13 protein-coding genes and 2 tRNA genes are annotated in these 13640 nt (G+C 53.9%); 9 read left to right on the top strand and 6 right to left on the bottom strand.

Annotated features, from left to right (window positions below; translation table 11 throughout):
* Window positions 1–100 precede the first annotated feature (100 nt).
* The 5 genes from IR195_RS06115 to hemA are packed head-to-tail and all read right to left on the bottom strand — an operon-like array spanning window position 101 to window position 4650.
* Entirely contained in the window at window positions 101–856 is a 756-nt protein-coding gene (locus IR195_RS06115) for a HesA/MoeB/ThiF family protein (RefSeq protein ID WP_125746714.1), read from the bottom strand.
* Window positions 857–860: 4 nt separating this feature from the next.
* Window positions 861–1361, bottom strand: a complete 501-nt coding sequence (locus IR195_RS06110) for an Lrp/AsnC ligand binding domain-containing protein (protein ID WP_038482725.1) — start codon at window positions 1359–1361, stop codon at window positions 861–863.
* Between the two features lie 33 nt (window positions 1362–1394).
* Window positions 1395–2255: a peptide chain release factor N(5)-glutamine methyltransferase gene (gene prmC, locus IR195_RS06105; RefSeq protein WP_146945171.1), complete on the bottom strand. Its 861-nt coding sequence runs from the start codon at window positions 2253–2255 to the stop codon at window positions 1395–1397.
* Complete coding sequence (gene prfA, locus IR195_RS06100) at window positions 2255–3343, bottom strand: peptide chain release factor 1 (RefSeq protein WP_125746710.1); 1089 nt, start codon at window positions 3341–3343, stop codon at window positions 2255–2257. Before prfA ends, prmC begins: the two co-directional genes overlap by 1 nt.
* A complete protein-coding gene (gene hemA / locus IR195_RS06095; protein WP_125746708.1) occupies window positions 3340–4650 on the bottom strand; it encodes a glutamyl-tRNA reductase in 1311 nt (436 codons plus the stop codon). The genes prfA and hemA overlap by 4 nt, the downstream gene beginning before the upstream one ends.
* A gap of 263 nt (window positions 4651–4913) precedes the next feature.
* Between hemA and IR195_RS06090 the strand changes: the two genes are divergently transcribed.
* From IR195_RS06090 to IR195_RS06050, 9 genes are all read left to right on the top strand, one after another.
* Complete coding sequence (locus IR195_RS06090) at window positions 4914–6707, top strand: tetratricopeptide repeat protein (protein WP_241006802.1); 1794 nt, start codon at window positions 4914–4916, stop codon at window positions 6705–6707.
* A gap of 70 nt (window positions 6708–6777) precedes the next feature.
* The gene (gene lolB, locus IR195_RS06085; RefSeq protein ID WP_206049027.1) at window positions 6778–7431 is read left to right on the top strand and encodes a lipoprotein insertase outer membrane protein LolB; all 654 of its coding nucleotides are present in this window, start codon (window positions 6778–6780) and stop codon (window positions 7429–7431) included.
* A 17-nt stretch (window positions 7432–7448) separates the two neighbouring features.
* Window positions 7449–8309: a 4-(cytidine 5'-diphospho)-2-C-methyl-D-erythritol kinase gene (gene ispE / locus IR195_RS06080; protein WP_146945173.1), complete on the top strand. Its 861-nt coding sequence runs from the start codon at window positions 7449–7451 to the stop codon at window positions 8307–8309.
* A gap of 31 nt (window positions 8310–8340) precedes the next feature.
* Window positions 8341–8415: transfer RNA gene (locus IR195_RS06075), tRNA-Gln, on the top strand.
* 59 nt (window positions 8416–8474) lie between these two features.
* Window positions 8475–9416, top strand: coding sequence for a ribose-phosphate pyrophosphokinase (locus tag IR195_RS06070; protein ID WP_171880177.1), 942 nt, complete (start codon window positions 8475–8477; stop codon window positions 9414–9416).
* Between the two features lie 96 nt (window positions 9417–9512).
* Window positions 9513–10148, top strand: coding sequence for a 50S ribosomal protein L25/general stress protein Ctc (locus tag IR195_RS06065; RefSeq protein WP_125746702.1), 636 nt, complete (start codon window positions 9513–9515; stop codon window positions 10146–10148).
* Between the two features lie 163 nt (window positions 10149–10311).
* On the top strand, window positions 10312–10893 hold the full coding sequence (gene pth, locus IR195_RS06060; protein ID WP_089038651.1) for an aminoacyl-tRNA hydrolase: 582 nt from the start codon (window positions 10312–10314) through the stop codon (window positions 10891–10893).
* Between the two features lie 108 nt (window positions 10894–11001).
* Window positions 11002–12093 carry a redox-regulated ATPase YchF gene (gene ychF, locus IR195_RS06055; RefSeq protein ID WP_206049026.1) on the top strand — a complete coding sequence of 364 codons (1092 nt, stop codon included), beginning with the start codon at window positions 11002–11004 and terminating at the stop codon, window positions 12091–12093.
* A gap of 77 nt (window positions 12094–12170) precedes the next feature.
* Window positions 12171–12247: transfer RNA gene (locus IR195_RS06050), tRNA-Met, on the top strand.
* 64 nt (window positions 12248–12311) lie between these two features.
* Here IR195_RS06050 and IR195_RS06045 read toward each other — a convergent pair.
* Window positions 12312–13616 (bottom strand): M18 family aminopeptidase, encoded by a 1305-nt coding sequence (locus tag IR195_RS06045; protein WP_206049025.1) that lies wholly within the window; start codon window positions 13614–13616, stop codon window positions 12312–12314.
* Between the last annotated feature and the right edge of the window lie 24 nt (window positions 13617–13640).

The following is a 13640-nucleotide window of genomic DNA, read 5'->3' as shown; positions in this document are numbered from 1 at the left end:
GCTGGGCGGATCCCCTGCCGCCCTTTAGGCTGTTTCCTTTGACGTAAAAGACCGTGACGTCACGCCCGCTGCCCTGCGGGCGTTTTTTTGTTCATAGGGTTTAATCAGCGCGACCGCACACGGAGCAGGCAGGGTCACGGGGCACCTGGAAATGGCGCCACTGCCCGCTCAAGCCTTCAAAAGTGGCAAGCCCTTGATGCGGTTTTCCTGCACCGCTCAACAGCTTAAAAGCTTCTATCGCTTGAAAACAGCCAATCAACCCCACCAGTGGCGCCATGACACCACTTTCTGCACAGCTCAAGGCTTCATCTTCGCTGTCGCCGGGAGGATAAAGGCACGCATAGCAGGGGCATGCTGGGTTACGAGGATCAAAAACAGCTAACTGCCCAGAAAAACGAATTGCCGCTCCAGAGACCAGAGGCACACCGGCCTGCTGAGCAGCGGCGTTAATCGCATAACGGCTTGAAAAACGATCGGTGCAATCCAGCACCACATCTGCCGACGCGACCAATGCCTCAAGCGCCTTGCCATCCGCATGTTGCTCCAAGGCGATCACATGGCACTCAGGGTTAAGTGCCTGCATGCTCGCTTTGGCTGAACGCGCCTTATTGATGCCGATACTTGCCTGCTGATGAGCAATCTGACGCTGCAGATTTGACAATTCTACCGTGTCAGCGTCGGCAATCGTGATTTTGCCCACGCCAGCGGCGGCTAAGTAAAGCGCCACGGGAGACCCCAACCCACCTGCGCCGACAATCAGAGCATGAGCATTTCTCAGGCGCTCCTGCCCCTCAATATCAACCTCGGGTAGCATAATTTGGCGGCTATAGCGCAGCAGCGCCTGATCATCCATCATGGGGTTACTTATCCTCAAATTCCTCGAAATCGGGTATGTGTAAGTTGAAGCTCTCTTTCACTTCTTCCATTACCACATAGCTTTTGGACTCTTTTACCCCAGGCAGCGTCAGTACGACATCGCCTAGTAGCTGCCGATAGGCGGACATCTCAGGAATGCGGCATTTTAAAATATAATCAAACTGACCAGACACCAAATGACACTCTTGGATTTGCGGCAGCTTCTCGACCGCCCGGCGAAACTCATCAAACACAGCAGGAGACTGAGTTTCCAGGCTAATCTCCACAAAGACCAACAAGTTAGCCTTCAGTGCCTGCGGATCAAGAATGGCTTGATAGCCGCGAATGATGCCCGCACGCTCAAGACGCTTAACACGCTCTAAACAAGGGGTTGTGGATAAGCCCACTTCAGCGGCAAGGTCGACATAGGAAATTCGCGCATTTTCCTGCAGACAGCGCAAAATTTTAAGATCGATCCGGTCCAGCGTTCTATTTTTTGGTTTCATGGCAGGATCCAATACTGATGAATCAGGCGGTTATTAAAGGTGGCCCAGGGTAACCCGTTCATGACCTCCAACGTCTAGTACACTTTCAACGTTTTGGAAGCCAGCGCGCACTAATGCCGTGCGTACGTTGGCCGCTTGCGTATAACCATGCTCTAAAGCAAGCCAGCCACCACCGGCAAGATAGCCACGAGCGCTGCAAATCAAATGCAGCAAGTCTGCCATCCCGTCAGCATCAGCCACCAGAGCTGATAATGGCTCGAAACGCACGTCACCCAAGCGCAAGTGTGGGTCGTCGGCAGCGATATAGGGCGGGTTACTAACAATAATATCGAATGCGGCCGCTTGAGGGGGCTGAGCGAACGCACTAAACCAATCGCTAATTACGAACTGAGCATTGCCAATCTTCAGCGCTTGCGCATTGCGCGTTGCAAGCGCCACTGCTTCTGGGCGAATGTCCGCCCCGACTACTTGCCAATTAGCTTTCTCACTAGCAAACGCAAGTGCAATAGCACCAGTGCCGGTGCCAAGATCCAGCAATCTCCCCTCGCTTGCGTTGGCACGCAGCAGGGCAGCCTCAACCAGGGTTTCGGTATCAGGGCGGGGAATCAGCGTTTCTGGCGATGTTGCCAGCCGCAGCCCCCAAAATTCTCGTTCGCCGGTTAGATAGGCAATTGGCACTCCCTGGACACGCGCAGCCACCAACGCATCAAATCGTGCTTGCTCCCAGAGGGGGCACTCACGATCTCCCCAGGTATACAGCCAAGTACGGTCATGCCCCGTAGCGTGACTGAGCAGCACCTCGGCATCAATTCTAGGGGAAGGCGAACCTACCGCTTGCAGCCGAGCCGCCGCTCGTCGCAAAAGCATATCGAAAGTTACGACACCAAAACTCATTAGGCGTCCTGAAGGGCCGAAAGCTGCTCAGCTTGATATTCATGAATGAGCGGTTCAATCACATCGTCGAGCTGCTCACCGGTAATGACTTCCGTTAGCTTGTAAAGTGTCAGGTTGATACGGTGGTCGGTAATTCGCCCCTGGGGGAAATTATAAGTACGAATGCGTTCACTACGATCCCCGGAGCCGACCAATGAGCGGCGAGCGTCTGCTTGCTCTTGGCGCTGCGAGTCAACCGCATTGCGTTTGAGCTTGGCTGCCAGCAACGACATCGCCTTTGCACGGTTTTTATGCTGGCTACGCTCTTCCTGGCACTCCACCACGACGCCTGTCGGCAAGTGCGTAATACGGATAGCAGAATCTGTAGTATTGACGTGCTGGCCGCCCGCGCCACTGGAACGGTAAGTATCAACGCGCAAATCCGCGGGGTTAATATCGATATCGCCCACGTCGTCCACCTCAGGCATGACGGCCACCGTGCACGCGGACGTGTGTATCCGGCCTTGCGATTCCGTCGCCGGCACGCGCTGTACGCGGTGCGCGCCAGACTCAAATTTTAAGCGCGCATAGACACCATCACCTTTCACACGAGAAATAACTTCTTTATAACCGCCCTGCTCACCGTGACTTGCGCTGACAACTTCAACGCGCCAGCCACGTTTTTCCGCATACCGAGAGTACATACGAAACAGATCACCAGCAAAGATTGCAGCTTCATCTCCGCCTGTACCGGCACGCACTTCCAAGAACACACCGCGGCCATCATCGGGATCTTTAGGCACCAGCAGGCGTTTCAGCTCACTATCCAGGGCTTCGAGTTTCTCTCGCCCCTCACTGATCTCCAGTTCCGCCAGCTCGCGCATATCAGGGTCGCTGTCACGGCTTAACTGCACGGCGTCTTCGATGTTTTTTTCTACCTCACCGTAGCGCTTCCAGGCGGCGACCAGCTCTTCTAATTCCGCGTACTCACGGGAGTAGTCGCGAAAACGCTGCTGATTATTGATCACTTCAGGATCAGACAGCAGCATTGCCAGCTCTTCAAAGCGGTCGGAAAAGCTATCTAGACGTTGGCGCAAAGTCTCTTTCATGCGGGTGTATCATCCTTCTGGCGTTTTACCGCAGCCACGGGTTGTTCAAAGGCAGGCTTAGCAGGCAGTAATATATTGGGCGCGGCATTCAGCAATTGGTTATTTTCCTGCGATGCAGCGTCGCGCAAGGCAAGCGTGGGCTGGTGCATTAATCGGTTCGCCAATTGGTGAGCTAGACGTTCAATCACCTTGGCAGGATCTTCACCCTTTGCTAATCGCTCAAGAGCCTGCTCACGAGATTGGTCCCGAATGGCCTCTCCGTGGCGTCGATAGTCGCGAATAATTTCGCCACCATTGCGGATTCGACGCTCATGCTGCCAACTACCCACCCCGTGCTCGATGAGTGATTCCGCCTGATCAGCGGCAACTTGACGGTGACGACGATTCTCTTCAATGACCTCTTGCAAGTCATCAACGGTATAGAGGAAGACATCGGCAAGTTCACCCACTTCTGGTTCGATATCACGGGGCACCGCGATATCCACCATAAACACTGGTCGGTGACGGCGCTTTTTCAGCGCACGCTCTACCATCCCCTTCCCTAGAATCGGCAGCGGAGAAGCCGTGGAGGAGATGACAATATCAGCCTGTTCTAGCGCCTCCGGTATTTCTGGCAGCGTAATAGCAGAACCACCCAAAGAAGCAGACACTTGTTCAGCGCGCTCCCGAGTACGGTTGGCTACCGTTAGATGCCGTACACCAGCTTCATGAAGATGACGCGCGACTAGCTCAATGGTTTCTCCCGCCCCGATCAAAAGCGCCCTGGCACGACTAAAGTCATCAAAGATGCGGCTAGCCATACTGACAGCCGCATACGCCACCGACACTGGATTTTTGCCAATGCCTGTTTCCGTACGCACCTGTTTGGCTACCGCAAAGGTGTGCTGAAATAGTCGCTCTAATTCGCCACCCAGCCCATTGGCTTGTCGCGCCTGCTGATAAGCATCTTTTAACTGACCGAGTATCTGCGGTTCGCCCAGCACCATGGAGTCTAGGCCAACGGCGACACGCATCAGATGACGCGCAGCATCGTTGTCAAGATAATGATAAGCACAGCGGGAAAGGTCTTCGACGCGCAAATTATGAAAGCGCCCAAGCCAATCCAGCACGGCATGCTCACCGGCGGCATCCGTCACGCAATAAAGCTCGGTACGGTTACACGTCGAAAGCACAGCCGCTTCGCTGATTTGTGGCAGGTTACGCAGTTCCGTCAACGCGCTTTCCAGCTGCGTTGGCGTAAATGCAACCTGCTCACGTACGGCCACGCTGGCGGTACGATGATTTATTCCCAGGGCAAGAAGCGTCATGCGTTATGCGTCTTCGCTAGTGGATCGGTCGTCACGTCACTTGTCGTTCTGAATGTCTGGAGCTTGCTATAGCAAGTCTAAAGGGTGGGTAGATACGATGAACTATTAGTAGATACTATGAGTAGATACCATGAATTGCACCCCCCCACCCCGTTTTCAAGGTGGAATATTCTATCACAGCACAGCATGTTCTGGCGCACACCACTTTGCCGCAGGCAACCAAGCCGCTATGCTGAGCACTCGGCCACCTGATCGAGAGACGCATGCCCCTTCGCGCGACACTACTGGGTCACCCCCTATCGTTACTGGGTTTACCCTTACTGCCCTTGGCCGCAACGCTACTACTGGGCGGCTGCCAGCTTTCCCCGTCTTCCTTTGAGAGTGGGGTTCAAAGCGATGCCTACGATCCCATGCATTCAGCACCGCCGATTACTCGCGGCTTGGACGCAGAAGGTCTTCGTTCGTTGCTGGCAGCAGAACTTGCTGGCCAACGGGGCGATTATCGCTACGCCAGCCAAGGCTATCTAGAAGCGTCACGGCGCTATCGCAACCCCGCGTTAGCCGAGCGTGCTACCTTCGCAGCGCGCTTTGGCAATGATGTCGCCTTAATGGAAGCCTCCGCGATACGCTGGCGTGAATTAGCACCTCAAGCAGAAATGCCGAATAGGTTGCTGGCAACTCTCTCATTACAACGCGGAGACTGGCTGGACAGCCTAGAGCAGCGTCTGGCGATCGCTGAAGCAGGAGGCAATGGCGAAATAGCGGCTTTTTCTGAGGCGGCGGTGGCCGAAGAAGCGCCACTGAACCTATTAATCGAGCCGTTGCGCGATTATCTTGCCCAGCCTGGCGCCCAGCAAAATGAATTCCACAGCGATGTTTTACTTGGTGCCGCACTGATTGAGTCCGCACTGGGGCAAACGCGTCAAGCACAACAGTACCTGGACCAAGTAACGCAGCTGTCGCCTGAGTCTGCCGCCTTGTGGCTTGCTAAGGCGCGTCTAGCTTTAGAGACTGGCGATCATCGTGGTGCTCAGCGCGCTGCGCAAAGGGGGCTGGATTTAGCACCCGACGATGTCCGTTTCATATTAATGTTAGCCCAAGCTGAAATTCGCCTGAATAACATTACCGCTGCGGAAGCACACACCACTTCTTTGCTAGAAACCCATGGTGGTAACGAAGAATTACGCATTGCTCTCGCTCAACTCTATTTGGAAGAAGGCCATAGCGAGCCAGCGTATCGATTACTGCAACCTTTTATTGGCCAGGAACGCGTACCTAACACGGCCTACTTCTTGTTGGGGGCCATCGCCCAATCCCAAGGAGAAGTCGACAACGCACTGCTTTATTATCGGCAAATACAAGACGGCAACGAGTTTCTTCCGGCCCGAGCCGCCGCTGCACGAATGCTGATTGAAAATGATCGCCTGTTAGATGCTCGCGCTATGCTGCGTATTGAGCGAATGCGCCATGACGACTACTTCGGCGAGCTGGTAATGCTAGAAATACAGCTACTGGATGAGTTTAATCTACAAGAAGAGGCCATGGCACTACTTGATAGAGAGCTGACGCGTACGCCAGATGACACCAGCCTGCTTTATTTAAGGGCAATGCGCGCGTGGGAAATGGGCGATCTTGAAGCGATGGAGCGTGACCTCCGCCAAATACTGAGTACCGAACCTGACAATGCAGATGCATTAAACGCATTAGGCTACACACTTGCCGACCTGAACATCCAAGGTCGCCTTGAAGAAGCTCGCGATTTGATTGAGCGCGCCTATGAAGCAGATCCCAACAACCCGGCCATACTCGACAGCATGGGTTGGGTCTATTTTCGGCTTGGCCAGCCTGACAATGCCCTGGCATGGCTAGAGAGCGCCTACGCACAAGTGCCTGATCAAGAAATTGCCGCTCATTTAGCCGAAGTTCTGCACGCCCTAGGGCGCAGCGAAGAAGCACGCCAACTTATTGAGCGCACTCTTCAGCGGGTAAATTATCACCCGCAAATTGATGACCTACTTGAGCGCCACCCTGAACTAACACCGCTTAGCACGCCCTAATACGGTATGCCTTTATAAAAGCATGCCCTTATAAAAGACAGTTTACGCAATACTGACATGGAGCCAGTTTATGTTGACCCATTCCCTGCCCGCGAGCCGTTTATCAATATGCAGTCGTTCAACTCGTTTGTTACTGGCCGGTATTGCCCTATTAACGCTGGCTGGGTGTGCCACCCAAACGCCTGTAGATGATGGCGGACGCCAAGCTGGGCAATGGGAACGCCAGCAAACCGACGTTGAAGCCTTCGATACCTGGACACTCGTGGGCAAAGCAGGACTTCGCACCCCCCAAGAAAATACCAGCGCCAACCTAGACTGGAATCAACACCCCCACTATTTCCGAATGCTGATCAGTGGTCCCTTTGGCGGCGGCCGCAGCGTGCTAGAAGGCCGCGAAGGGCGTTTTTCACTCACCACTAGCGATGGCCGCTTTGAAGCCGAGACGCCGGAAGCATTAATGGAAGAGCAGCTTGGCTGGTCATTACCGGTTCGCGCCATGCCGGACTGGGTGCGAGGCCTGCCGGGCGAGCACGCCAGCTATCAGCTGGAAACGGACGAACTAGGCTTCCCTAACCATTTACAGCAAGATGGCTGGGAGATCGACTACCGTGATTGGGAGCAAGTAGAGGGCATGTGGCTACCGCGTCGACTAGTAATGAACTACGGCGACCTGCGCATCACCCTGGTGGTCAATCAGTGGCAATCGACTAACTCGGACGCCTAGACCAGTAGAGAGATCACATGCCTGCAACACCCTCGGCGTTGACACTGCCAGCTCCCGCTAAGCTAAACCGCATGTTGCATATCGTAGGCCGTCGTCAAGACGGCTATCACGAGTTGCAAACGCTTTTTCAGTTTATCGATTTGTGTGATTACCTTACTTTCACACCACGCACTGACAGCGCTATTACCCTGTCCAACCCCCTTAGTGGCGTTGCCCATAACGACAATTTAATTGTCCGTGCAGCCCACTTGTTGCAACAGGCAAGCGGTATTCAGCAAGGCGTCTCAGTCGCCATCGAAAAGAACCTGCCAATGGGAGGTGGCCTTGGCGGTGGCAGCTCTAATGCAGCGACCGCCCTGATCGGGTTAAACCACCTGTGGCAACTAGGACTAAGTAGCGAAGCGCTAGCAAAACTGGGGCTGACGCTAGGTGCCGACGTCCCGGTATTTGTTCACGGTCACAGCGCTTGGGCGGAAGGCGTTGGCGAAAAGCTGACTTCAGTCACGCTGGATACCCCCTGGTTCGTGGTCATTCATCCTGGTGTTAGCGTCTCAACACCAGCAATCTTTCAAGACCCGGAATTGACACGCGACAGCCTCCCCATTACTATGGCGCGCGCACTGCAGGGGGGAGCGCCGGAGTGGCGTAACGACTGCGAAGCTATCGTCAAAAAACGCTATCCGCCAATTGCGGAAGCATTGGACTGGCTCACGCAGCATGCACCTAGTCGGTTGACCGGTACCGGCGCCTGCTTGTTTGCGGCTTTCGATTCACAGCAAGCCGCGCAAGCCGTCGCACATATGGCAGGTCAATACTGGCATTCATGGGTAGCGCGCGGACTCAACACCTCTCCCCTACAAGATGCTCTGGGCCGCTGAAAGCGCCCGGTCATCGCATTAGGTTTATTGCTGGGGTATCGCCAAGTGGTAAGGCACCGGTTTTTGGTATCGGCATTCCCAGGTTCGAATCCTGGTACCCCAGCCAAACCTAATTATGATCTGCGTTTTCTCCCCTGATCCCCAACACTGCAAAGGTGGCTGCGCGTGTCAAAATTGATGGTTTTCACCGGGAATGCCAATCCCGAACTCGCTCAAAAGATTGCCGAGAGCTTAGACAGCCGTATGGGTAATGCTACGGTCGGTCAATTTAGCGACGGCGAAATCGCGGTCGAGATCAATGAGAACGTGCGTGGTAAGGATGTGTTTATCCTGCAATCCACCTGTGCCCCCACGAACGACAACCTAATGGAACTGATTCTGATGGTGGACGCCCTGCGTCGCGCCTCAGCTACCCGTATTACGGCAGTCGTTCCCTATTTTGGCTATGCACGCCAGGATCGTCGCGTCCGCTCAGCCCGCGTTCCTATCTCAGCAAAAGTTGTGGCTGATATGATGGTGAAAGCTGGCGTTGATCGCGTCATGACGATGGATCTGCACGCTGACCAAATTCAAGGTTTCTTCGACGTACCGGTTGACAACGTTTACGGCTCGCCCATTTTGCTGGACGACATCGAGCGCCAGAACTACGACGACCTCGTTGTGGTTTCTCCCGATGTCGGCGGCGTTGTGCGCGCTCGCGCTATCGCCAAACAGCTTAACGCTGATCTTGCCATTATTGATAAGCGTCGCCCCCAGGCCAATCAGGCCCAGGTGATGCACATCATCGGTGAAATCGAAGGCCGCACCTGTGTGGTTGTCGATGACATGATCGATACCGCTGGCACGCTCTGCAAAGCCGGCGAAGCGTTAAAAGATCACGGCGCAGCACGCGTTGTCGCCTATGCAACACACCCGATTTTGTCCGGCCCCGCGGTCGACAACATCACCAACTCGGTGCTGGACGAGGTTGTCGTGACCGACACCATTCCGCTTTCCGACACTGCCCGTCGCAGCGGAAAAATTCGCCAGCTGAGCGTTGCCGGACTCATCGCGGAAGCCATCCGTCGAGTCAGCAACGAAGAATCCGTTAGCGCGATGTTCCACTAATCGCCTGACGTAGTAGCCCCCTATTGGGGCCCTGGAAGCGTCGTCGTCTGGTCGCGGTCGGCGGCGTTTCCTTACTTAAACCAAGAGGCAAATTCCATGTCTGATTTTATCCTGAAAGCCAGCGTTCGTAACGACCTGGGGAAAGGTGCGAGCCGCCGCCTGCGTCGTGCGAACCAACAAGTTCCGGCCGTTATTTACGGCGGTGAGAAAGGCGCACAATCTATCTCTGTAGAAAAAACTGCTTTCTACAAAGCGATTGAAGACGAGTCCTTCTTCTCCTCAGTGATCAAGCTGGTCATCGACGGTGCCGAAGAGCAAGTGGTTGTTCGTGACCTACAGCGCCACCCGTTCAAGCCGCTGCTCACCCACGCTGACTTCCTGCGTGTTGATGCTACTCACGAAATCACCATCAACGTGCCGCTGCACGTCGTTGGCGAAGAGAAGTGTGTTGGCATCAAAGATCAGGGCGGCGAACTGCACGTTCTGGCCAATGAAGTAGCCATCAGCTGCTTGCCGAAAGACCTTCCTGACTTCCTGGAAGTGGACATCAGCGCCATTGAGCTAGGCACTACATTGCACCTGTCTGACCTAAACCTGCCTGCTGGCGTCACGTCGGTTGATCTGGCCCACGGCGAAGATCACGACAACGCGGTTCTAAGCATCACCAAAGTAAAAGTACGTGGCGGTGATGACGAAGAGAGCAACGACGAAGAAGAGCCAAGCGCTGAGTAAAACGCTAGCTCTCGGCGCTGCCAGCTAATGCTTTTCAGTGCCACCTGGGCCATGCCTGCATAGCCCAGGAATGATAAAATCAAGCGCTCCGGCGCTTGATTTTTTTTTGCGGCCTGACATGACGTCGAAAATTTCGTCTAGAAATTTTTTATGAGGTGGGACAATGAGCCAGGTAACGGCCATTATTGGCCTGGGTAACCCCGGTGCAGAATACGATGCAACTCGCCATAATGCGGGCTTTTGGCTGGTAGATGCCATTGCACGCAGTGCGCACACAGAGCTTCGCCCGGAAAAGAAATTTTTGGGCCTGTACGCAAAAGCACGTGTTGGCGACCATGAACTGCACCTTCTCAACCCCACTACTTTTATGAATCGTAGCGGTGCTGCCGTCGCGGCGCTTGCACAGTTTTTCAAACTAACGCCTGACAACTTACTGGTTGCTCATGATGAGCTAGATCTTCCGCCAGGACAGGCTCGCTATAAGACCGGCGGTGGCCATGGCGGCCATAACGGCCTGCGTGACATTATTAGCGCCTTAGGCAACCAGAAGCAGTTTCATCGGGTAAGAATTGGCATTGGCCACCCAGGAGAGGCGCGTCAGGTCGTTAACTATGTGCTAGGCCGGCCCGGCAAAGCCGAACGGGAAGCTATTGAAAGCGCTTTGGATGAGTGCCTGGCGACGCTACCACTTGCACTCTCTGGCGACTGGGCTAAAGCCATGAACCGCCTTCATAGCGTAAAATAGCAGCCTACTTTATAAGCACCTTTAAAATCAGGCGTTCTAGCACGCCCTTTTTTCAATATTGGCAGACGCTTCCCTTGTTGCGCTGCCCTAGCGGCCAGGAAGTAATTTATGGGCTTTAACTGCGGTATCGTCGGCCTACCCAATGTAGGCAAATCCACACTTTTTAACGCGCTGACTAAATCAGGTATTGATGCAGAGAACTTCCCGTTCTGCACCATTGAACCGAACGTAGGCATCGTACCAATGCCTGACCCGCGACTTGATAAACTAGCGGAAATCGTCAAGCCACAAAAAGTGCTGCCGACAACAATGGAATTTGTCGATATTGCCGGCTTAGTCGCTGGAGCGTCTAAAGGCGAAGGCTTAGGCAACAAATTCCTGGCCAATATTCGCGAAACCCAGGCGATCGCTCATGTTGTACGCTGCTTTGATAACGACAACGTGATCCACGTTGCCAATCAAGTGGACCCGCGGGCAGATATTGAAACCATTAACCTGGAGCTGGCGCTTGCCGACTTAGATACCGTCGAAAAAGCCAGCCAACGCCTTGTGCGTGCAGTGAAAGGTGGTGATAAAGATGCCACTGCCACCAAGACCATTCTTGACCGCATTCAGCCACACCTCGCTGAAGGCATGCCGCTGCGTAGTTTTGGTCTTGATGAAGATGAGAAGCGCCAAATTAAGAGCTTCGGCTTCTTAACGCTCAAGCCCACCATGTACATTGCCAACGTTAACGAGGATGGCTTCGAGAACAATCCCTACCTGGACATCGTCAATGAGATTGCGGCAGAAGAAGGCGCCGCAGTGGTGCCGGTATGTAACCAGCTAGAAGCTGAGATTGCCGAGCTGGATGACGAAGAGCGCAGCATGTTCCTATCAGAAATGGGTATGGAAGAGCCAGGGCTTGATCGCGTCATTCGAGCAGGCTATGCCCTGCTTGGCCTACAAACATACTTCACCGCCGGCGTTAAAGAAGTCCGCGCCTGGACAGTAAAAGAAGGCGCCAGCGCCCCAGAAGCCGCTGGCGTGATTCACACCGATTTCCAGAAAGGCTTTATCCGCGCGGAAGTAATTGCTTACGAAGACTTTGTCGCACTCAATGGCGAGCAAGGGGCTAAAGATGCTGGCAAATGGCGCTTAGAAGGTAAGGATTACATCGTTAAAGATGGCGATGTTATTCATTTCCGTTTTAACGTCTGACCTGTCGCTGCTTGATAAACAAAAAAGAAACACTTGACGAACGGCGGGCCACTGAGTAATATTCGCCCCCGTTGAATGGCTACGTAGCTCAGCTGGTTAGAGCACATCACTCATAATGATGGGGTCCCCTGTTCAAATCAGGGCGTAGCCACCACGCGAATATTAAAAGCCCGCTGACTCAGTCAGCGGGCTTTTTTCGTTATTGGCCAGCAATATACTCAGTACAAGTCAGGACGATTCAAAAACACCGTCAACGCTCGGGTCAAATAATCAACATCTCGGGTGCCTGCTGTTTCACGTATTGAGTGCATTGCCCACTGAGGAAGCCCTACATCAATCGTCGGCACCCCCACCTCAGTAGCAGTAATCGGTCCAATAGTGCTGCCACACCCCATATCTGAGCGAGTAACAAACGCCTGCACGGGCACATCTGCCTCACGGCACACATCCCGAAACAGCGCCCCCGTTACACTGTTAGTTGCATAACGCTGATTGGCATTTACCTTAATAACCGGACCACCATTGATAGCAGGGCCATGACGTTCATCGTGCTTGTCTTGGAAATTTGGGTGTAAAGCATGAGCGTTATCGCATGAAATCATAAGCGATGACTGAATTAGCTGAATCAGCGACTCTTCAGTAGCCCCTCCCACTTGAGCATTTAAACGCTTCAGCACATCACCTAAGAAAGGTCCCTGAGCACCGCAGGCACTGGCACTGCCTACCTCCTCATGATCATTAGCCACCAATAAGGCTCCCTGGCTAGCATCACACGCGAGCATCGCCTCAAGCCCCACAAAACATGACAATAAGTTGTCTAACCGTGCACTGGCGACCAACTCCTGATGCAACCCTACCAACGATGGCGGCTGTACGTCATAAAAGCCCAGCTCAAAGTCAACAACTTCCACAGCACGCAAACCATGCTGCTCCTCCAACCAATCAGCCAGTAAGTCGCTAAGTTGCGCACCATCACTCTGCATGACAACAGGTGACATTTGCGTCTGCGGGTTGATAACACGCCCAGCGTTAACATCGCGGTCTAAATGAATCGCCAAACTAGGCACCATGGCAATAGGCCGATCCACATTAAGTAGCACACTTTCTAGATGGCCATCAGCGTGACGCACATGAACACGCCCAGCCAATCCCAAGTCGCGATCAAACCACGGGGCCAACAACACACCACCATAGACTTGCACCCCTAACTGCAACCATCCTGCGGCATACTGAGTGGCGTTGGGCTTTAAACGCAGCCCCGGGCTATCAGTATGCGCACCGAGCATGCGCAGGCTGGTTAACCTCTTAGCAGGCAGTTGAAATGCAATCACTGATGAATCATTGCGCGTCACGTAATAGCGCTTGCCTGGCTTAAGCTGCCAGTTAGCCGTCTCTTCAAGGCGCACAAAGCCCGCCCGCTCCAAACGCTCCACCATACAGCGCGTGGCATGCCATGGCGTGGGCGACTGGTGCAGAAAATCACATAGTCTCGCTACACGATCCGCATTGAAAGCTTCGGACATAGAAATCCTCATAACAGTAATGAT

The organism is Vreelandella venusta (genome assembly GCF_015689495.1).
GTDB lineage: Bacteria > Pseudomonadota > Gammaproteobacteria > Pseudomonadales > Halomonadaceae > Vreelandella > Vreelandella venusta.
The sequence above is the reverse complement of the archived record's forward strand: the minus strand, read 5'-3'. Positions and strand labels throughout refer to the sequence as shown.

Coding starts and splice junctions, on each gene's coding strand:
- IR195_RS06115 (WP_125746714.1), bottom strand. CDS start 856: ATGATGGATGATCAGGCGCTGCTGCGCTATAGCCGCCAAATTATGCTA.
- IR195_RS06110 (WP_038482725.1), bottom strand. CDS start 1,361: ATGAAACCAAAAAATAGAACGCTGGACCGGATCGATCTTAAAATTTTG.
- prmC (WP_146945171.1), bottom strand. CDS start 2,255: ATGAGTTTTGGTGTCGTAACTTTCGATATGCTTTTGCGACGAGCGGCG.
- prfA (WP_125746710.1), bottom strand. CDS start 3,343: ATGAAAGAGACTTTGCGCCAACGTCTAGATAGCTTTTCCGACCGCTTT.
- hemA (WP_125746708.1), bottom strand. CDS start 4,650: ATGACGCTTCTTGCCCTGGGAATAAATCATCGTACCGCCAGCGTGGCC.
- IR195_RS06090 (WP_241006802.1), top strand. CDS start 4,914: ATGCCCCTTCGCGCGACACTACTGGGTCACCCCCTATCGTTACTGGGT.
- lolB (WP_206049027.1), top strand. CDS start 6,778: ATGTTGACCCATTCCCTGCCCGCGAGCCGTTTATCAATATGCAGTCGT.
- ispE (WP_146945173.1), top strand. CDS start 7,449: ATGCCTGCAACACCCTCGGCGTTGACACTGCCAGCTCCCGCTAAGCTA.
- IR195_RS06065 (WP_125746702.1), top strand. CDS start 9,513: ATGTCTGATTTTATCCTGAAAGCCAGCGTTCGTAACGACCTGGGGAAA.
- pth (WP_089038651.1), top strand. CDS start 10,312: ATGAGCCAGGTAACGGCCATTATTGGCCTGGGTAACCCCGGTGCAGAA.
- ychF (WP_206049026.1), top strand. CDS start 11,002: ATGGGCTTTAACTGCGGTATCGTCGGCCTACCCAATGTAGGCAAATCC.
- IR195_RS06045 (WP_206049025.1), bottom strand. CDS start 13,616: ATGTCCGAAGCTTTCAATGCGGATCGTGTAGCGAGACTATGTGATTTT.